Annotated in this window: 17 protein-coding genes; 9 read left to right on the plus strand and 8 right to left on the minus strand. The window is 69.2% G+C overall.

Translation table 11 applies throughout. The annotated features are described in order from the left end of the window. Positions 1 to 5: 5 nt before the first annotated feature. Complete coding sequence (locus JAP66_RS21455; RefSeq protein WP_199433597.1) at positions 6 to 962, minus strand: VOC family protein; 957 nt, start codon at positions 960 to 962, stop codon at positions 6 to 8. 194 nt (positions 963 to 1,156) lie between these two features. Here JAP66_RS21455 and JAP66_RS21460 point away from each other — a divergent pair, with 194 nt between their 5' ends. Then, positions 1,157 to 2,146, plus strand: a complete 990-nt coding sequence (locus JAP66_RS21460) for an AraC-like ligand-binding domain-containing protein (RefSeq protein ID WP_235999206.1) — start codon at positions 1,157 to 1,159, stop codon at positions 2,144 to 2,146. A 77-nt stretch (positions 2,147 to 2,223) separates the two neighbouring features. On the opposite strand, the gene JAP66_RS21465 is transcribed toward JAP66_RS21460, so the two are convergent. The 3 genes from JAP66_RS21465 to edd are packed head-to-tail and all read right to left on the minus strand — an operon-like array spanning position 2,224 to position 6,251. Continuing rightward, complete coding sequence (locus tag JAP66_RS21465) at positions 2,224 to 3,672, minus strand: lipase maturation factor family protein (protein ID WP_199433598.1); 1,449 nt, start codon at positions 3,670 to 3,672, stop codon at positions 2,224 to 2,226. Positions 3,673 to 3,732: 60 nt separating this feature from the next. After that, positions 3,733 to 4,368 carry a bifunctional 4-hydroxy-2-oxoglutarate aldolase/2-dehydro-3-deoxy-phosphogluconate aldolase gene (gene eda, locus JAP66_RS21470; RefSeq protein ID WP_199433599.1) on the minus strand — a complete coding sequence of 212 codons (636 nt, stop codon included), beginning with the start codon at positions 4,366 to 4,368 and terminating at the stop codon, positions 3,733 to 3,735. Continuing rightward, the gene (gene edd / locus JAP66_RS21475; RefSeq protein ID WP_199433600.1) at positions 4,365 to 6,251 is read right to left on the minus strand and encodes a phosphogluconate dehydratase; all 1,887 of its coding nucleotides are present in this window, start codon (positions 6,249 to 6,251) and stop codon (positions 4,365 to 4,367) included. The genes eda and edd overlap by 4 nt, the downstream gene beginning before the upstream one ends. Positions 6,252 to 6,522: 271 nt before the next feature. On the opposite strand from edd, the gene JAP66_RS21480 reads away from it, so the two are divergent. Genes JAP66_RS21480 through JAP66_RS21495 form a run of 4 tightly spaced genes read left to right on the plus strand, consistent with a single transcriptional unit; the run spans position 6,523 to position 10,363 of the window. Further along, complete coding sequence (locus JAP66_RS21480; protein WP_199433601.1) at positions 6,523 to 6,816, plus strand: Rv0250c family protein; 294 nt, start codon at positions 6,523 to 6,525, stop codon at positions 6,814 to 6,816. A gap of 17 nt (positions 6,817 to 6,833) precedes the next feature. Continuing rightward, on the plus strand, positions 6,834 to 7,643 hold the full coding sequence (sdhC, locus tag JAP66_RS21485) for a succinate dehydrogenase subunit SdhC (protein WP_307849662.1): 810 nt from the start codon (positions 6,834 to 6,836) through the stop codon (positions 7,641 to 7,643). Positions 7,644 to 7,680: 37 nt separating this feature from the next. Then, on the plus strand, positions 7,681 to 9,606 hold the full coding sequence (locus tag JAP66_RS21490) for a fumarate reductase/succinate dehydrogenase flavoprotein subunit (protein WP_199433603.1): 1,926 nt from the start codon (positions 7,681 to 7,683) through the stop codon (positions 9,604 to 9,606). A gap of 1 nt (position 9,607) precedes the next feature. Then, positions 9,608 to 10,363, plus strand: coding sequence for a succinate dehydrogenase/fumarate reductase iron-sulfur subunit (locus JAP66_RS21495; RefSeq protein ID WP_199433604.1), 756 nt, complete (start codon positions 9,608 to 9,610; stop codon positions 10,361 to 10,363). A 75-nt stretch (positions 10,364 to 10,438) separates the two neighbouring features. Here the strand turns inward: JAP66_RS21495 and JAP66_RS21500 are convergent, their stop codons facing one another. From JAP66_RS21500 to JAP66_RS21515, 4 genes are all read right to left on the minus strand, one after another. Beyond that, on the minus strand, positions 10,439 to 11,317 hold the full coding sequence (locus JAP66_RS21500) for an amino acid ABC transporter permease (protein ID WP_199433605.1): 879 nt from the start codon (positions 11,315 to 11,317) through the stop codon (positions 10,439 to 10,441). Continuing rightward, entirely contained in the window at positions 11,314 to 11,964 is a 651-nt protein-coding gene (locus tag JAP66_RS21505; protein WP_199433606.1) for an amino acid ABC transporter permease, read from the minus strand. Before JAP66_RS21505 ends, JAP66_RS21500 begins: the two co-directional genes overlap by 4 nt. A gap of 66 nt (positions 11,965 to 12,030) precedes the next feature. Further along, positions 12,031 to 12,924 carry a glutamate ABC transporter substrate-binding protein gene (locus tag JAP66_RS21510; RefSeq protein ID WP_199433607.1) on the minus strand — a complete coding sequence of 298 codons (894 nt, stop codon included), beginning with the start codon at positions 12,922 to 12,924 and terminating at the stop codon, positions 12,031 to 12,033. Positions 12,925 to 12,949: 25 nt separating this feature from the next. Next, positions 12,950 to 13,705 (minus strand): amino acid ABC transporter ATP-binding protein, encoded by a 756-nt coding sequence (locus tag JAP66_RS21515; RefSeq protein ID WP_372448997.1) that lies wholly within the window; start codon positions 13,703 to 13,705, stop codon positions 12,950 to 12,952. Between the two features lie 290 nt (positions 13,706 to 13,995). Here JAP66_RS21515 and miaB point away from each other — a divergent pair, with 290 nt between their 5' ends. The 4 genes from miaB (at position 13,996) to JAP66_RS21535 (ending at position 18,319) form a co-directional block, all read left to right on the plus strand. Then, on the plus strand, positions 13,996 to 15,492 hold the full coding sequence (miaB, locus tag JAP66_RS21520; protein ID WP_199433608.1) for a tRNA (N6-isopentenyl adenosine(37)-C2)-methylthiotransferase MiaB: 1,497 nt from the start codon (positions 13,996 to 13,998) through the stop codon (positions 15,490 to 15,492). After that, positions 15,489 to 15,971: an Rv2732c family membrane protein gene (locus JAP66_RS21525; protein ID WP_199433609.1), complete on the plus strand. Its 483-nt coding sequence runs from the start codon at positions 15,489 to 15,491 to the stop codon at positions 15,969 to 15,971. Before miaB ends, JAP66_RS21525 begins: the two co-directional genes overlap by 4 nt. A gap of 104 nt (positions 15,972 to 16,075) precedes the next feature. Continuing rightward, a complete protein-coding gene (locus JAP66_RS21530; protein ID WP_199433610.1) occupies positions 16,076 to 17,446 on the plus strand; it encodes an MFS transporter in 1,371 nt (456 codons plus the stop codon). A 492-nt stretch (positions 17,447 to 17,938) separates the two neighbouring features. Beyond that, positions 17,939 to 18,319, plus strand: coding sequence for a hypothetical protein (locus JAP66_RS21535; RefSeq protein WP_199433611.1), 381 nt, complete (start codon positions 17,939 to 17,941; stop codon positions 18,317 to 18,319). Positions 18,320 to 18,405: the final 86 nt, after the last annotated feature.

An 18,405-nucleotide genomic window follows, 5' to 3' on the forward strand; every position in this document is an offset into this window, starting at 1 on the left:
GCGGCCTAGTCCGCGTGGATCGGCTCGAGCCTGCTCAGGATCTCCTCGCGCCGGTGCTCGAACTGTTCCGGCAGCTGGAACCGGGTGCCGAGCTCCTTCGGCGACTCGTCGCAGTCCCACCCGCCGTCGGCGTGCGTGACCGCAAGCTCGAACAGCGCTCCGCCGGGTGTCCGGACGTAGACGCTCTTGAAGTACTTGCGGTCCTTGACCTCCGAGATGTCGGTGTAGCCGCGGCCCTCGATCTCGAACCGCAGCTCTTGCTGGTTCTCCAGCGTGCTGACGTTCCACGCGAAGTGATGGAAGGTGCCCGCGCCGTAGCCCCAGGTGCCCTGCTCGTCGCTGCGGTTGACCGTCAGCTCCAGCTGGTTGCCGTACTTCTGCTCGCCGATCTGGAGCGCGGCCCGGTCGCCCTCCTCCAGCAGCTTGCCCTGTGAGTAGAACGTCTCGCTCGCGAACTCCACCATGCGATCGGGCGTCGCGACGTGTACGCCGACGCCGTGCAGGCCACGAACCGCGTGTTCCGGCGGGACCCCGTGGCCCGGGTGTCCCACGCGCTCGTCGCCGGTGTTGCCCACGAACATGTACTCGACGCCGCACGGGTGCCGGAATGCCAGCCTGCGCTCGCCGAACACCTCGACGTTCTGGACGTCGATTCCGTGCTCGGTCAACCGCCGGTGCCAGTAGTCCATCGACTCGTGCGGGACGGAGAGCAGCAGCTCCCGGGCCTGGTTGGTGCCACGCTTGCCGAAGAAGCCGGCCTGCGCCCACGGAAACGAGGTCACGACGCTGGACGGATCACCGTTCGCGTTGGAGTAGTAGAGGTGATAGATCGGCAACGCGCCGTCGAACAGGACGGTGCGCTTGATGAACCGCATGCCGAGGACCTTGACGTGGAAGTCCACATCCTCCTGCGCTCCTGCCACCGACAGCGTCACGTGGTGCGAACCCTCGACGTAAGCCATTGCGTGCCTCCACGGTGAGGACTGAGCTTCCGAGAGAAACGCTAGAAAACCCCTCCGGGCGGCACATCCCGGATGAGCGCACACGCCTGTCGGATGCGTGCACTGTTATTCTGTGCGATGTGATGCGAGTCACCGTCACGGTGTTTGCGGCGCCGTGACGGTCCGGTCGCACCTTCGGCCTCGTGGAGATGACGATGACGTCGCTCGTGAACGACCTGCTGACCTCCGGGCTGGCGGCTCCGGAACGCGGCCGCGAGATCGCCTTCGACGCGTGGAAGGACGTGGTCGAGCGCAACGTTCTGCGTTTCCGGTTCGACTGCGAACGGCCCCGCGCGTTCAAGGGCACGGTTCACCGCCGATCGCTCGCGGGGGTCGACTTCGTGGCCATGACGTCGGAGCGGCACGGTGCCTATCGCACCGAGGACACGATCTCGTCCACGGATGCGGGCTTCTACGTGATGACCCTCCAGATGTCGGGTGAGTTCCGGATGTCGCAGCACGGCCGGACGACCGTGCTCAAGCCCGGTCTGTTCGCGCTCTACGACTCGTCGGTACCGACCACACTGGTGTCCAGCGACGACTACCGGTCGGTGTGCATCAAGTTCTCGAAGGACTGGTTGGGTGCGCGCTGCGACGGGTTGCTCGCGGACCTGACCGCGACGGCGCTCGACGCCGACACCGGCCTGCCGTCGGCGGTCTGGACGATGATCCTCGGCCTGTGCCGCAACCTCGACTCGCTCGGCCACGACGGCCCGCTCGCCGTGCGCAACATGATGGAACTGGCGACGGCGATGCTGCGTACGGAGCTCGGGCGGCGCACTCCGCCCGCGGCCGAACGCCGGGAGGTGTTGCTGCAGCGGGTATGCGACTACATCGACGCCCGGTTGTCCGATGCCTCGCTGAGCCCGGCGGGCATCGCCGCCGCGCACTACGTCTCTCCCCGCTTCCTCCACCACCTGTTCGAGGACACCGGCTACACCGTCGCGGCGTGGATCAGGGCGCGCCGTATCGAGCTGTGCCGGCGTGACCTCGGCGATCCGCTGCTGGCCGACGTCCCGGTCTCCGCGATCGCGATGCGACGCGGCTTCAAGGGCGCGTCGCACTTCGGGGACGTCTTCAAGCGCGAGACGGGCCGGACCCCGGCCGAGTTCCGTCGCGAGGCCCTGGCGCGGACCGGCGGCTGAGGCGGCGTGTCCGCGGTCTGTGCACGCGTGCCGGCGCCGTGCGGCGCGGACACGTGCGCGTGGGGCGCGGACACGCGTCAGTCCACGCCGACCGGCTCCGGTGTGCCCTCGGGGGACAGGCGGCAGGTGCGCACCACCGTGCCGGTGGGCTCACGCACCCACCACCTGCCGGTCTCCCTGCGCTCCTGCCGCGTCGTGTAGCGGTAACGGAACAGGCGGGCCCGCACGAAGGTCGGCCGTGATCCGGAGAACGGGTCGTGGCGGAAGAGCTTGCGGACCTGCGGGTCGCCGCTGAGCAGCTTCGTCACGAGCGCGGGCAGCCAACCCGCCGCGTAGCGGGAGGAAAGGGCGGTGAACCACAGCTGCCAGTCGAGCCGCAGGTGATAAGGCGCGACCTGCGGTGGCCGCCGCCGCGGGTCACCTGGCTTGCCCTTGAGCTCGTACTCCCGCCACACCGTTTCAGGGGTGATGGCGGGCTCGTCGGTGCCCTCGATGACCACCTCGTGCCGCTCGCGCGTGACGCTGCCGAAGGCGCCGTAGCTGTTGGACAGGTGCAGCCGGTTGAAGCTGTAGTTCATCAGCTGGCGGCGGCCGAGCAGGTTGCGCACCGGCCAGTAGCTGAGGATCACCATCGCCACGGCCATCGCGAGGACGGCGCCGACGTACCACTCGGGTGGCCCGGTGAGCTGGGGACGCGGCAGCGGCAGCAGCTCACCGTCGATCGCGGGTACCGCGAGCGTGATCGTGACGGCGTTCAGCCAGGCGAAGTTGCCGCTGAGCATCAGCCAACCCTGGGTGACGATGACGACACCCGCGGCGACGGTGGCGGCCGGCTGCGGAGCGAACAGCGCGAACGGCACCACGAGTTGCGCGAAGTGGTTCGCGAGCACCTCGACCTTGTGCAGGCGCCGGGGCAGGTGGTGGAAGTGCCAGCTCAGCGGACCGGGCATCGGCTGGGTCTCGTGGTGGTAGTACAGGCAGGTCAGGTTCCGCCAGCACGGGTCGCCGCGCATCTTGATCAGCCCCGCGCCGAACTCGACCCGGAACAGCAGCCACAGCAGCAGCCACAGCACCGGCACCGGTGGAGCGACGTGCGCGGGGCCGAGGAAGATCGCCAGGAACCCGGCTTCGAGCAGCAGCGACTCCCAGCCGTAGGAGTACCAGACCTGGCCGACGTTGACGATCGACAGGTACAGCACCCACGGCAGCGTCCACACCAGCAGGTGCGCCCAGACGGGCAGCGGGTCGGCCGCGCCGAGCAGCAGCGCGGCCGAAACCGCTGCGCCGGTCCACGCCACGCCCGCGAAGAACCGGTCCGAGTAGTGCCAGTGGAACAGGCTCGGCGACTCGCGGAACGACACGTGCTTCAGGAAACGGGGGACCGGCAGCAGGCCGCGTTCCCCGAGCAGCGCGCGGAACTGGTTCGCCGCCGCGACGAACGCGACCAGGTAGACCGCGGCCAGCATCCGCTGGAAGACCAGCCGCGACGCCCAGTAGTCCGGATCCGTGAACCAGTCCCAGCTCACCCTGCAGCCTGCTCCTGTACCTGTCGGGGCGGCTGTGCTCCGGGGCTCCGGGCTCCGGAGCTACCGGCCGGGCGGCCCGAGAGCCGCCGCCTCCTTCGCCAGCGCCTCCACCCGGCCGAAGTCCCGGGCGGTCAGCACATCCTTCGGCGTCAACCAGGATCCCCCCACACACCCGACGTTCGCCAGCGCAAGGTAGCGCGGTGCGCTCTCCACGGTGATGCCCCCGGTCGGGCAGAACCGCAGCCCCGGCAGGGGACCTGCGATCGAGCGGAGGGCGTCGACACCACCGCTGGCCTCGGCGGGGAAGAACTTCAGCGCGTCCAGGCGGCGCTCGGCCAGCCGCATCGCCTCCGACACGGTGGCGACGCCGGGCAGGAAGGGCAGGCCCGAGTCGAACGCCGCGCCGAGCACCGCGTCGGTGACCCCGGGCGTGACGAGGAAGGCCGCGCCGGCCCCGGCGGCCTGCCGCGCCTGCGCCGGGCTGGTCACGGTGCCCGCGCCGACCACGACATCCGGCACCTCGGCGGCGACCCGCCGGATGGCCTCGAGCGCGACGGGCGTGCGCAGGGTCAGCTCGACCGCGCGGATGCCACCGGCGAGCAGCGCCCGCGCCACCGGAACGGCGTGCTCGGCATCGTCGAGCACCACCACCGGCAACACCGGGGACAGTTCGAGCAGATCGGACCCGGTCGTCACCTGCTACCTCCAGCACTCGTTCCGGCAGGCACACCGAAGTGGCCCGGCGTCATCGGGCCGAACACGCTCGCGCCCTGGTCGGCGGGGCCGGCCGCAAGGCGCAGCGCGCCGAACAGTTCCCGGCCGGTGCCGCTCCAGGCGGCCTCGTCCGGCGGGGCGTCGACGAGTGGCCGCCCGGCCAGTTCAGCCGTGTCCACGAGTACGTCGAGCTCGCCGGCTTCCGCGTCCACCCTAACGATGTCCCCGTCGGCCACCCGCGCGAGTGGCCCGCCCGCCGCGGCCTCCGGCGTCACCTGGATGGCCGCGGGGACCTTGCCGGACGCGCCGGACATCCGGCCGTCGGTGAGCAGCGCGACGCGGTGGCCGCGGTCCATCAGCACGCCGAGCGCCGGCGTGAGGCCGTGCAGCTCCGGCATGCCGTTCGCCCGCGGCCCCTGGTTGCGGATGACCACCACGACGTCGCGGTCCAGCTGCCCGGCCCGGAACGCGTCGTCGAACTGGGCCTGCGTGGTGAACACGCGGGCGGGAGCCCGCACCACCCGGTTCTCCGGCTCGACGGCCGAGACCTTGATCACCGCGCGGCCGAGGTTGCCCGACACCATGCGCAGCCCGCCGTCGGGGGCGAACGGCCGGTCCGCGGGCCGCAGCACGTCCTCGTCGAGGCTGCGCACGGGTACCTCACGCCACGTCAGGGTGTCGCCGTCGAGGATCGGCTCCTGCCGGTAGCGGTGCAGGCCGCGCCCGGCGACCGTGCGCACGTCCTCGTGCAGCAGGCCGGCTTCCAGCAGTGTTCCCACCAGGAACTGGACGCCGCCCGCGGCGTGGAAGTGGTTGATGTCCGCGCTCCCGTTCGGGTACACGCGGGCGAGCAGTGGCACGATCGCGGAGAGATCGGCGAAGTCGTCCCAGGTCAGCTGGATGCCCGCGGCCGCGGCGACGGCGACGAGGTGCAGCGTGTGGTTCGTGGATCCTCCGGTCGCGAGCAGCGCGACGACCGCGTTCACCACCGAGCGCTCGTCCACCACCTCGGCGATCGGCGTGTACTCCTCACCGCGCGACAGCGTGACGACCCGCCGTGCAGCCTCCTCGGTCAGCGCGCGCCGCAGCGGGGTGCCGGGATGCACGAAGCTCGCCCCGGGCAGGTGCAGGCCCATCGCCTCGACCACGAGCTGGTTGGAGTTCGCGGTGCCGTAGAAGGTGCAGGTGCCCGCCGAGTGGTACGACGCGGACTCGGCGTCGAGCAGGTCCTCCCTGGTGGCGCGGCCCTCGGCGTACAGCTGGCGGATGCGGGCCTTCTCCTTGTTCGGCAGTCCGGAGCTCATCGGACCCGCGGGCACCAGGATCGCGGGCAGGTGCCCGAACGACAGTGCCCCGATCAGCAGGCCGGGCACGATCTTGTCGCAGACGCCGAGCAGCAGGGCACCGTCGAACATCTCGTGCGAGAGCGCGATGGCGGTGGCCATCGCGATCACGTCCCGGCTGTAGAGGGAGAGCTCCATGCCGGCCCGGCCCTGGGTGATCCCGTCGCACATGGCCGGCACGCCGCCCGCGAACTGGGCGACGCCACCGGCCTCCCGCGCGGCGTCCTTGAGCCAGGCGGGGAACTCGTGCAGCGGCTGGTGCGCCGAGAGCAGGTCGTTGTAGGCGGAGACGATCGCGATGGCCGGCTTGGTCAGCCCGCGGATGGCGAGCCGGTCGGAGCCGGAGCACGCGGCGAAGCCGTGCGCGAGGTTGCTGCAGGCCATACCGGCCCTGACCGGCCCCTCGGCCGCGGCGGCGGACATCCGGTCGAGATAGGCCCGGCGGGTCTCCCGGCTGCGCTCGGTGATGCGGGCGGTGACGTCCTCGATGACGGGGTGGATGCGGTCAGGGGCTGTGCTCACAGATGTCTCCGTCGCTTCGCGGGCTGGTCGATGCGGCGGACGGCAACGCTGACGTCGCGGCTTGGTGACAGCCGACACAGTACAGGTGCCCGACCTGGTATCAAAATCGATTAAGAAGATCACGATTAGTGACCCCGATCACCCCCGAAACGCGGGTTGTGCTACTTGTCACACCACACACAGCAAGGCACAGTCAGCGGTAAGCGGCGCCGAGACCGCGCCCCATCCAGACCGCGGCACGGCCGACCGAACTGATTCGGAGGTACCCGAGATGTCCACCACCGAGATGAGCGAGCTTCGCCGCACGATAGGCCAGCTACGGCAGTGCGTGGGGGCACTGCGAGCGCGCTACGGCGAGGCCCCCGCGGTGCGCAGGCTGGTCAACGACGTCGAGCGCCTGGACATCGACGCGGTCGACCTCGACCAGGCGCCTCCGGTGCCGGTGCAGCCGACCTCGGCGGACCGCGCCAACGTCGTTCCGGTGCCCGACACGCCGTACGACCCGGCGCTCTGGCAGGGTGCCGACGACGAGGGCGTCGGCGGCTACCAGCGTCACCAGCGGTGAACCGCCCGGCTCGCAGCGTGGCCAGCCCAGCAGACACCGGTGTCCCTGCCCGTTCCCGAGCGCGGATCACGGCGCGCACCCTGCGCACCGATCGATGGTGGCTCCCGCCACTGCTCACCACACTCGGGCTCGCGGCGTTCGTCATCTACGCGACCGTCCGCTCGTTCATGCGCGAGGGCTACTGGGCCGCCGAGCACCACTACCTGACGCCGTTCTACTCACCGTGCCTGAGTGACTCCTGCGTGCCGGGGTCCAGCCATCTCGGCACGCCGGTGGGCGAGTTGCCGGGATTCATCCCGCTGGCGTTCCTGTCCCTGCCGTTCCTGCTGCTCTTCCGGCTGACGTGCTACTACTACCGCAAGGCGTACTACCGGTCGATCTGGATGTCGCCGCCGGCCTGCGCGGTCGGGGAGCCGCACTCGAAGTACACCGGCGAGACCCGGCTGCCGCTGATCGTGCAGAACTCCCACCGGTACTTCTTCTACGCCGCCGTGCTGATCGCCGTGATCAACAGTTACGACGCGATACTCGCCTTCGGCGGCGAGAACGGGTTCGGGATCGGGCTCGGCAACGTCGTCCTGCTGGTCAACGTCGTCCTGCTCTGGGGTTACACGCTGTCCTGTCACTCGTGCAGGCACGTCACCGGCGGCAGGCTCAAGCACTTCTCCAAGAACCCGGTGCGATACTGGATCTGGACACAGGTCACCAGGCTGAACGTCCGGCACATGCAGCTGGCCTGGATCACCCTCGCCACCCTGGCCCTCACCGACCTGTACGTGTGGCTGGTCGCCAGTGGCACGATCGTGGATCCGCGATTCTTCAACTGACTCTCCGAGACAACGGAATTACCGAGGTGGCTACTACATGACCGAGGTCGAACGGCACAGCTACGACGTCGTGGTGATCGGTGCCGGCGGCGCGGGCCTGCGTGCGGTGATCGAGGCACGGCAGCGGGGGCTGAGTGTTGCGGTCGTGTGCAAGTCCTTGTTCGGCAAGGCGCACACCGTGATGGCCGAGGGCGGCTGCGCCGCCTCCATGGGCAACGCGAACTCGAACGACAACTGGCAGGTGCACTTCCGCGACACGATGCGCGGCGGGAAGTTCCTGAACAACTGGCGGATGGCCGAGCTGCACGCCAAGGAGGCCCCGGACCGCGTCTGGGAGCTGGAGACCTACGGCGCCCTCTTCGACCGCACGAAGGACGGCCGGATCAGCCAGCGCAACTTCGGCGGGCACACCTACCCCCGGCTGGCGCACGTCGGCGACCGCACCGGGCTCGAGCTGATCCGCACCATGCAGCAGAAGATCGTCTCGCTGCAGCAGGAGGACTTCAAGCAGTACGGCGACTACGAGGCCAAGCTCAAGGTCTTCGGCGAGTGCACCATCACGGAGCTGCTCAAGGAGGGATCGGGCGAGCAGGGCCGGATCGCGGGCGCCTTCGGCTACTGGCGGGAGAGCGGCCGCTTCATCCTGTTCGATACGCCCGCGGTGGTGCTGGCGACCGGAGGGATCGGCAAGTCGTTCCAGGTCACCTCCAACTCCTGGGAGTACACCGGTGACGGCCACGCGCTGGCGCTGCGGGCCGGGGCCGACCTGATCAACATGGAGTTCGTCCAGTTCCACCCCACCGGCATGGTGTGGCCGCCCAGCGTCAAGGGCATCCTCGTGACCGAAGGGGTGCGCGGCGACGGCGGCGTGCTGAAGAACTCGCAGGGCGAGCGGTTCATGTTCCGCTACATCCCGGACGTCTTCAAAGGACAGTACGCGGACAGCGAGGAAGAGGCCGACCGCTGGTACGACGACGCGGACAACAACCGCCGCACCCCGGACCTGCTGCCCCGCGACGAGGTCGCCAGGGCGATCAACGCCGAGGTCAAGGCGGGACGCGGCTCCCCGCACGGCGGCGTGTTCCTCGACATCGCCAGCCGGCTGCCCGCCGAGGAGATCAAGAAGCGGCTGCCCTCGATGTACCACCAGTTCAAGGAGCTTGCCGACGTCGACATCACAAGGGAACCGATGGAGGTCGGCCCCACCTGTCACTACGTGATGGGCGGGATCGAGGTCGATCCGGACACCGGATCGTCGAGCGTGCCGGGGCTGTTCGCCGCGGGGGAGTGCTCCGGTGGGATGCACGGCTCCAACCGGCTGGGCGGCAACTCGCTCTCCGACCTGCTCGTGTTCGGCAGGCGCGCGGGACTCGGCGCCTCGTCCTATGTGGAGTCGCTCGGGCAGCGGCCGAAGGTCACCGACACCACCGTTGACGCGGCGGCGAAGACGGCCGTCGCCTCCTTCGACCCGCCGCCGGAGGGGACCACCCCGGAGAACCCCTACACCCTGCACATGGAGCTGCAGCAGTCGATGAACGACCTCGTCGGCATCATCCGCAAGGCCGACGAAATCGAGGAGGCGCTCGACAAGCTCGCCGACATCCGGCGGCGGATCGCCGGCGTGACGGTCGAGGGGCACCGGCAGTACAACCCGGGCTGGCACCTCGCGCTCGACCTGCGCAACATGCTGCTGGTCAGCGAGTGCGTCGCGCGGGCGGCGCTGCGCCGGACGGAGAGCAGGGGCGGGCACACCCGCGACGACCATCCGCAGATGGACGCCAAGTGGCGCAACACGTTGCTGGTCTGCCGCACCGCGGGCGACGGTCCGGTTCCCGATGTGGAGGTCGTCGCCAAGGAACAGGAGCCCATGCGCCCCGACCTGCTGGAGCAGTTCGAGTTCGGAGAACTGGAGAAGTACTACACCTCCGAAGAGCTCACCGACCACCCGGGAAGGACGGCCTGACATGAGTTACCAGGCACAGCTTCGGGTCTGGCGCGGCGACGACGGTTCCGGCGGGTTGCAGGACTTCACTGTCGAGGCCAACGAGGGTGAGGTCGTTCTCGACCTCATCCACCGCCTGCAGGCGACGCAGACGCCGGACCTCGCGGTCCGGTGGAACTGCAAGGCAGGCAAGTGCGGTTCCTGCTCGGCGGAGGTCAACGGCAGGCCCCGGCTGCTCTGCATGACCCGGATGTCGATCTTCGACGAGGACGAGGTCATCACGGTCACGCCGATGCGGACGTTCCCGGTGATCCGCGATCTCGTCAACGACGTGTCGTACAACTACACGAAGGCGCGGGAGATCCCGGCGTTCACCCCGCCCGCGGACCTGAAACCCGGCGACTACCGCATGCAGCAGGTCGACGTGGAGCGCTCGCAGGAGTTCCGCAAGTGCATCGAGTGCTTCCTCTGCCAGGACACCTGCCACGTGATCCGCGACCACGAGGAGAACAAGGAGTCGTTCGCGGGACCGCGTTTCCTGATGCGGATCGCGGAGCTGGAGATGCACCCGCTCGACGTGGCCGACCGGCGGGAGGCGGCGCAGTCCGAGCACGGCCTCGGCTACTGCAACATCACCAAGTGTTGCAGCGAGGTCTGCCCGGAGAACATCCACATCACCGACAACGCGCTGATCCCGATGAAGGAGCGCGTCGCCGACCGCCGGTACGACCCGATCGTCTGGCTCGGCAACAAGCTCTTCAAGCGCGACAAGAACTGAGCGCCAACGCCTTTTGCCTGGTCACCGCTCGTGAGTGGCGGGACGAGTTCTAACTCGTCCCGCCACTCACGAGGCTTATGCACCCGCGGTGCCCGCCTCGGACATCGTGGCCTCCTCGGCCTTCTTCGAGACGCTCTTCTTGCCGCGGCTGAGCCGGTACTCGATGTAGACGGCGAGGCGGCTCAGCGCGTAGTTCACGACGATGAACAGCACGGCGATGATCAGGTACGTCTGAATCGGGTTGCGCAGGTTCTGGATGATGATGCCCGCCGTGTTGACCGTCTCCTCGTAGGAGATGATGAAGCCGAGCGACGTGTCCTTGAGCACGACGACCAGCTGGCTGATCAGCGCGGGGAGCATGACCCGGAACGCCTGCGGCAACAGCACCTGGGCGAGCACCTGCGAGCGGCGCAGCCCCAGCGACTCGGCCGCCTCGCGTTGCCCGCGCGGCAGGGAGTTGATTCCCGCCCGCACGATCTCCGCGATGATCACCGAGTTGTACGCGGTCAGGCCGATGACCAGGTACCACAGGGTCGGCAGATCGAGGCCGAACTGCGGCAGCACCCGTGCGGCGAAGAAGATCGCGATGACGACCGGGATGCCACGGAGCAGTTCGACGACCCCGACGATGATCCACCGGTACCAGGCGGCGGCGGTGATCCGGCTCAGTGCGAGCAACGTGCCGATGACCAGTGAGAACGCCATGGCGAGTACGGCCGCGGTCAGGGTGTTGATCGCCGCTTCGGTGATCAGGTCCCACACGGCCGGGAACTGCTCGTCGGTGGGGTCGATCCACGGCGACCAGAGTTCCAGGTCGAACTGGCCCTGCTCCGCCAGTTGCTGTACGACCAGTGCCAGCGCGGCCAGGATCGCGACCCCCGCGACGACGCTGCCGATGGCGGTGCGCCGCCTGCTGCGCGGGCCCGGTGTGTCGTAGAGGATCGAGGTGCTCATCGGGCGATCGCCACCTTCCGCTCCAGTATCCCGAGCAGCAGGCCGCCCGGAATCGTGATCACGAGATACCCGAGAGCCACCCCGGTGAGGACGGGCAGGGCGGCCTTGCCCTGGGCGGAGGCCAGTCCCTGGCCGACCGCGAACAGATCACCGCCGACACCGAAGGCGCCGACGATGGCCGAGTTCTTGATCATCGCGATGATCACGCTCCCCAGCGGCGGTATCACGGTGCGCACTGCCTGCGGCATGATCACGCTGGACAGTGACTGGCCGAAGTTCAGCCCGACCGCCCTGGCCGCTTCGGCCTGACCGGGCGATACCGAGTTGATGCCACTGCGGACCGCCTCGCAGACGAAGGCGGAGGTGTAGAGGACGAGGCCGGTGACTCCGAACCAGAAGTAGAGGCCGTTGATGCCCACCTCCGGGAGTCCGAAGGCGCAGAAGAACAACACGATCGTCAACGGGCAGTTGCGGAACACCGTGACCCAGGCGGTGCCCACCCACCGCAGCGGAGCCACCGGTGAAACCCGGAACGCGCCGAGGATCGTGCCGAGTACGAGCGAACCGACGAAGCCGTACGCACAGATCTGGAGGGTCCTCAGCAAGCCATCGACGTAGAGCGGGAAGTTCTCGATGATGACGTTCACGTTGTCTCCGAACCTGAAAGCCGGGGCGCCCGCCGTGATGGCGGGCGCCCCAGCGTAGGTAGTCCGTCAGGCGCAGGTGCCGAGCTCAGGCAGCTCGGGAGTGTTTTCCGAGACCTTGCCCGCGGTGTTCTTCCACGCCTCCTCGTAGTCGCCGCTCTGGGCGGCTTCCCTGAGCGTGTCGTGGATGAACTCGCAGAACTTGGTGTCGCCCTTCTTGATCCCGATGCCGTAGGGCTCCTCGGTGAAGGGCTTGTCCACCAGCTTGAAGTCGCCGCCGCTCTCCTCGACCAGGCCGAGTAGGATCACGTTGTCGGTCGTGACCGCGTCGACCTGGTTGTTGCGCAGCGCGTCCGCGCACTTCGAGTAGACGTCGAACAGGACGAGCTGCTCCTTGTCGACGTACTTCAGGATCTCTTCCGACGGTGTGGACCCGGTCACCGAGCACACCCGCGCGTTCGTCTGCTTGAGCGAATCCGGCCCGGTGATCTCGGTGTTGTCCTTCTTGACCATGAGATCCTGGCCGGCCTGGTAGTAGGGGCCGGCGAACGACACACGCTGCGCGCGCTCCTCGTTCATCGTGTAGGTGGCGACGACGAAGTCGACCTTGCCCTGCTCGATGACCTCTTCCCGGGTCGCCGAGGGCGTCTCCTCCCACGTGATCTGGTCAGGCGAGATGCCCAGCTTGCCGGCGATGATCTTGGCGATCTCCACGTCGAAGCCCTCCATCTCGCCGTCCAGGCCCTTGAGGCCGAACAGCGGCTGGTCGAACTTGGTGCCGACCGTCACCGTGCCCGCCTCGTTCAGCTGGGCCATGGTGGTACCGGCCTCGAACTCGGCCTCCTGGTTCACCGAGGGCTCGGCCGCGCCGGAATCCCCGTCCGAGCCCCCACCGCACGCGGCGAGCGCGAGGCTTGCCGCGGCCACGACTGCGCCTGCGCGCAGGACTTTGCTCAACCGCATCTCGTTGTGTATCCCTTCCAACTGGTTAGTGCGTAAGGATCTTGCTGAGGAAGTCCTTCGCCCGTTCCGACTTCGGTGCCGTGAAGAACTCGTCCGGGTCGGCGTCCTCGACGATCTCGCCGTCCGACATGAACAGGACCCGGTGCGCGGCGCGGCGGGCGAAGCCCATCTCGTGCGACACCACGACCATCGTCATGCCCTCGTCCGCCAGCCCGATCATGGTGTCCAGGACCTCCTGGACCATTTCCGGGTCGAGCGCCGAGGTCGGCTCGTCGAACAGCATCACCTTGGGCTTCATCGCGAGTGCCCTGGCGATCGCCGCCCGCTGCTGCTGCCCGCCGGAGAGCTGCGCCGGGTACTTGGCCGCCTGGTTCGCGATGCCGACCCGTTCGAGCAGCTCCATCGCCGTCTTGCGCGCGTCGGCCTGCGACTGCTTGCGGACCTTGACCGGCCCGAGCGTCACGTTGTCGAGGATGGTCTTGTGCGCGAAGAGGTTGAACTGCTGGAACACCATCCCCACGTCCGCGCGCAGGGCGGCCAGCGCCTTGCCCTCGGCGGGCAGTGGCTTGCCGTCGATAGCGATCTCGCCGGAGTCGATCGGCTCCAGGCGGTTGATCGCACGGCACAGGGTCGACTTACCGGATCCCGATGGTCCGAGCACGATCACGACCTGGCCCCTCGGGACCTCGATGTTGATGTCCTTGAGGACGTGCAGGTCGCCGAAGTGCTTGTTCACCGCGCTCGCCCTGATCATCGGCGGCGCGGCCTCGGCGGTGCTCATCTAACCTCCATCACGGCGTCTCGGGCGACGTCGGGGAGATTTAACACCCCGGGGCGACCCTTGTGCGGCACTTCGGTCAAACCGCAACCCTATGTGTCACCGGCCGGGTGAGCGCGGGCTGGTGACACACTGTGGCCGAACCTTAGCCATCCCGCCGCCGCGACCGCCGATGAGGTGCGGTTGGCCCCTCGTGAGCGCCCAGAGGCGTTCCAACTCGTGCGCGCACTCACGAGGCTTGACCAGGTACGGCGCTGCCGGCGCGCGTGTCCGCGGCGCTACCCTGGTACGCGATGAGCAGTACAGGCGTTCCTAAAACGTTCCAGATCCGCACCTTCGGCTGCCAGATGAACGTGCACGACTCCGAGCGTCTCGCCGGGCAGCTGGAGGACGCGGGCTACGTGCCCGCCGGTGACGACACGCCGGACGTCGTCGTGTTCAACACGTGCGCCGTGCGCGAGAACGCCGACAACAAGCTGTACGGCAACCTCGGGCACCTCCGCCCGGCCAAGGCGGCCAACCCGGGTATGCAGATCGCCGTCGGCGGCTGCCTCGCGCAGAAGGACCGCGGCGAGATCGTCAAACGCGCGCCGTGGGTCGACGTCGTGTTCGGCACGCACAACATCGGTTCGCTCCCGGTACTGCTCGAGCGCGCCCGGCACAACGCCGAGGCCCAGGTCGAGATTCTCGAGTCGCTGGAGACCTTCCCCTCGGCCCTGCCCGCGCGCCGTGACTCCGCCTACTCGGGCTGGGTGTCGATCTCGGTCGGCTGCAACAACACGTGCACGTTCTGCATCGTGCCCTCGCTGCGCGGCAAGGAGCGCGACCGGCGGCCGGGCGAGGTGCTCGCCGAGGTCGAGGCCCTCGTCGCCGAGGGCGTGCTGGAGGTGACCCTGCTCGGGCAGAACGTCAACTCCTACGGGGTGGAGTTCGGCGACCGGCTGGCCTTTGGCAAGCTGCTGCGCTCCTGCGGCTCGGTCGAAGGGCTGGAGCGGGTGCGGTTCACCTCGCCGCATCCAGCCGCCTTCACCGACGACGTGATCGACGCGATGGCGGAGACACCGAACGTGTGCCACCAGCTGCACATGCCGCTGCAGTCCGGTTCGGACCGTGTTCTGAAGCGGATGCGCCGCTCGTACCGGGCATCCCGGTTCCTGTCCATCCTGGACAAGGTGCGGACGGCGATGCCGGACGCGTCGATCACAACCGACATCATCGTGGGCTTCCCCGGGGAGACCGAGGAGGACTTCGAGGCGACGCTGGACGTCGTGCGCCAGGCTCGCTTCTCCGGCGCGTTCACCTTCCAGTACTCCAAGCGCCCGGGCACCCCGGCCGCCGAGATGGACGGCCAGGTGCCCAAGGAGCTCGTCCAGCAGCGATACGAACGCCTGGTTGCGGTCCAGGAGGAGGTCGCCTGGCAGGAGAACAAGAAGCTGGTCGGGAAGACGGTCGAACTGCTCGTCGCCACCGGCGAGGGCCGCAAGGACGCCGAGACGCACCGGATGAGCGGCCGGGCACGGGACGGAAGGCTCGTGCACTTCGCACCGCGCGGACGGGCGGTGGACGGGGAGGTGCGTCCGGGCGACATCGTCGAGGCAGTGGTGACCTATGCGGCGCCGCACCACCTCGTCGCCGACGGCGAGGTGCTCTCGCACCGGCGGACGCGAGCTGGTGACAACGCCGAGGCGGGCCTGCGGCCGAGGACGAGCGGAGTGAGCCTGGGCCTGCCTGCCTTCGGCGCTCCGGCACCCGCCCCGGCGGTTTCCGGGATCGGAGGTTGTTCGCTGTGAGCGACGCGCAGGACGGGGACCGCTCGAACATCGACGAGCTCGCGGCCGACGTCGACGCCGCCGTCACCAAGGCGGTCAAGACGGTCGAGCTCGGCAGGCGTGGCTTCGTGCTCGCGGTCGTGGTGTTCGTGCTCGTGGTGAGCCTGCTGCTGCCCTGGGTCGACGGCCACGTGGGCTGGCAGGTGCTGGCCGGACAGGCGGATGACGCCATCCCGCAACTGTTCGCCGCCACGTCCACCGGATTCGGGGTCCTGGCCTCGGTGCTGGCCCTGGCAACCCGGCGCTGGTGGCTGACATGGGTGTGCGCGGTCGGCGGCTGGTTCGCCTTCGTCGACGGCCTGCTGGCCATCTGGTCGCAGCAGTCGTCGTCCGCCACGGGCGCGGCGGGCAGCGGTCCCGGCCTGGGCATGGTGATCGCCGTCGCCGGTATGGCGGTGCTCGCCGTGCAGTGGATGCGCGTGGCCTGGTCGCGGAACTGACCCCGCCCGCGCCGTCCCGGCTGGGGACGATTGCTGTGTTCGACATCACAGGGAAAAGCTGTCATACTGGCTACACCATACTGTATGCAAAATGGGGTGGGTGTATGTCAGGACCCTCTGTTGCTCCCCCGGTCAGGGAGATCCGCGATTTCTACGGCCGGCGCTACCGCGTCGGCGAGACCGACCGTGAGCTGCTCGGCCGCTCACGCGCGTGGATGCTCTGGGCGGCCTGGTCGGCGATGCTCGTCGCCAGCGTCGGGCAGTACGGTTACGGCGCGCTGATGCCGGTGCTCGGCGCCTCGCACGGCTGGACGCTCGCCCAGAGCGGCTGGGTGCTGGCCGTCTGGATTCTCTGCCAGAGCGGCACCGTCTATCCGGCGGCCCGCCTGCGCAGCAGGTTCGGGCTCGCCCCCGCAGCTACGATGCTCGCCGGGGCCGCCCTCTGTGCCACCGGGCTGGTCACGCTCGGCGGATCCAGCGGCTTCATGGTGGTGCTGCTCAACCACGGCGTGCTCGGCGGCATCGGCGCCGGGCTGATCTACGGCACGTGCCTCGGCGTCGTCGCGAAGTGGTATCCGGAGCGTCCCGCGCGTACCGCGTTCGTCAGCGGCGCGTTCGCCTACGGCGCGATCCCGTTCGTGGTGCTCGCGGGGCGCTTCGCGGGCCCGGGATCGCTCGAGCTGTTCCTCGGGGCGGCCGGTGCCGCGGTCGTCGTGCTGGTCGGCGCCGCGGCGCTGGTGCTGCGTGACCCGCCGGAGTTCTGGTGGCCGGCTCACGTCGACCCGCGAGCGTGGGCGCTCGACAAGTCGGTGAACCCGGGACTGCGCGGCAACCGGCCGGCCATTCGCCGCTACTCGGCCGCCGAGATGCTCCGCTGCCCCGCGTCGGGACTGCTGTACCTGGCGGTGACGTGCGCGGCGGCCGTGATCCTGTTCGACATCGCGTACCTGGCGGTTTTCGTCACCGGCAACGGCTGGGGCCCCGGCTTCGGTGCGGCGGCGCTGGCGGTGCTCGCCGCGGCCAGCGGCGTGACGAGGACCGCCGAGGGATGGGCGGGGGACCGGTTCGGCCGCCGCCGCGTCGTCCGGGTCGCGCTCTACGGCGGAGGACTGGCGCAGGTGATCCTGCTGCTGGCGGGGGAGCACGGCCTCGCGCCACTGCTGCTCGTGGGAGCCGGGCTGGCCGGTGCGGGCGCGGGCGCCTGCTACGGACTGTTGCCCGGCCTCGTGGAGGGACACTTCGGCGAGCGTCCCGGACTGCCGAACTTCGGCGTGTTCTACGGAGCCAAGGCCGTCGGTGGCCTGCTCGGCGTCGCGCTCGCCGGGCACGTCGTCGGCAGCGAGGGTTACGCGCTGGCGTTCGTCGTCGCCGCGGCGCTGAGCCTCACCGGTGCCGGGCTCGTCCGGCTGTTGCGGCAGCCCGGCAGGCCGCGGCTGACGCTGCCCGGCGTGGCCGAACCCGCGCTGAGCCGCTGACGGTCCGGCCCGGAACGAACGATGCTTCCCCCTCCTTGCTCGCGTGGGGGAAGCATTGTTCGCTTGGACTACGTACTCGTGCACGGCACCACGCAGGCACCGGCAGGCTGGGATCGTCTGCGGGAGGCGCTCGGCAGGCGCGGGCACCGCGCGTGGGCGGTTTGACCTCACGGATGGCCCGGCCGGGCCGGCTCGCCGCCGACTATGCCCGGTCGTCCGCGGAGCAGGTGCCCGGCGCGGTGGAGCGGGTTGTCGTCGCACATTCGGGCGCAGCGCTGCTCCTGCCGGCCGTCGCGGAGGCCGTGCGTGCGAGGCATCTGTTTGTCTTGTTCAACGCGCTGTCGATGAACGTCTACGGGCCCGCGACTTGTGCGGGCGTATGTTCACCCATCGGCGGTCGTCGGCCCCGCAGCCGCGCATCCGACGGCTTTCGGCCGGGCGCGTTCAGTCCTTGCCCCGGGTACGTACGCGGACCTCTGCAGAACCCTCCTGGTGTGGCTGGCCGCCGTCGTGCCCGACTTCGCGGGCGGCGCGAGTTCTGTCGACGAGGCCGGCATACGGCGGGCGGAGATGTTCAATCCGGAATGGACGACGCTCAGCGAGGCACCGACCGAAGACCCGGTGACCGCGGCGTACTTCCTGTTCCACGACTGCGATCTGGCGACGGTGCGCTGGGCGCTGTCGACGGTGCGGCTGTTCCACCGGAAGGCCGCTTACGCCGAGCCGTCGGGAGCTGTGGTGCCCGCAGTGCCTTCGACGTTCGTCCTGCCCGTGGAGGACCGGACGCCACGGCCGGAGTGGATGCGCCGCAGAATCGGCGAATGGTTTCCCGATGCGGCATCGGACGCACACGATGCCGCATCGGGACGCTGAGGGCGCGGCCGGACACTCACCCGGTCGGCATCTCCTTGCGGGCCAGTTCGGCGGTTTCGGTGGGTGTTTTGCCGACTTTGACGCCG

This window comes from Qaidamihabitans albus (assembly GCF_016464705.1).
Classification (GTDB): Bacteria; Actinomycetota; Actinomycetes; order Mycobacteriales; family Pseudonocardiaceae; genus Qaidamihabitans; species Qaidamihabitans albus.

Coding starts and splice junctions, on each gene's coding strand:
- JAP66_RS21495 (WP_199433604.1), top strand. CDS start 9,608: ATGAGTTACCAGGCACAGCTTCGGGTCTGGCGCGGCGACGACGGTTCC.
- JAP66_RS21480 (WP_199433601.1), top strand. CDS start 6,523: ATGTCCACCACCGAGATGAGCGAGCTTCGCCGCACGATAGGCCAGCTA.
- JAP66_RS21460 (WP_235999206.1), top strand. CDS start 1,157: ATGACGTCGCTCGTGAACGACCTGCTGACCTCCGGGCTGGCGGCTCCG.
- JAP66_RS21515 (WP_372448997.1), bottom strand. CDS start 13,705: ATGAGCACCGCCGAGGCCGCGCCGCCGATGATCAGGGCGAGCGCGGTG.
- miaB (WP_199433608.1), top strand. CDS start 13,996: ATGAGCAGTACAGGCGTTCCTAAAACGTTCCAGATCCGCACCTTCGGC.
- JAP66_RS21455 (WP_199433597.1), bottom strand. CDS start 962: ATGGCTTACGTCGAGGGTTCGCACCACGTGACGCTGTCGGTGGCAGGA.
- JAP66_RS21500 (WP_199433605.1), bottom strand. CDS start 11,317: ATGAGCACCTCGATCCTCTACGACACACCGGGCCCGCGCAGCAGGCGG.
- JAP66_RS21530 (WP_199433610.1), top strand. CDS start 16,076: ATGTCAGGACCCTCTGTTGCTCCCCCGGTCAGGGAGATCCGCGATTTC.
- JAP66_RS21490 (WP_199433603.1), top strand. CDS start 7,681: ATGACCGAGGTCGAACGGCACAGCTACGACGTCGTGGTGATCGGTGCC.
- JAP66_RS21510 (WP_199433607.1), bottom strand. CDS start 12,924: ATGCGGTTGAGCAAAGTCCTGCGCGCAGGCGCAGTCGTGGCCGCGGCA.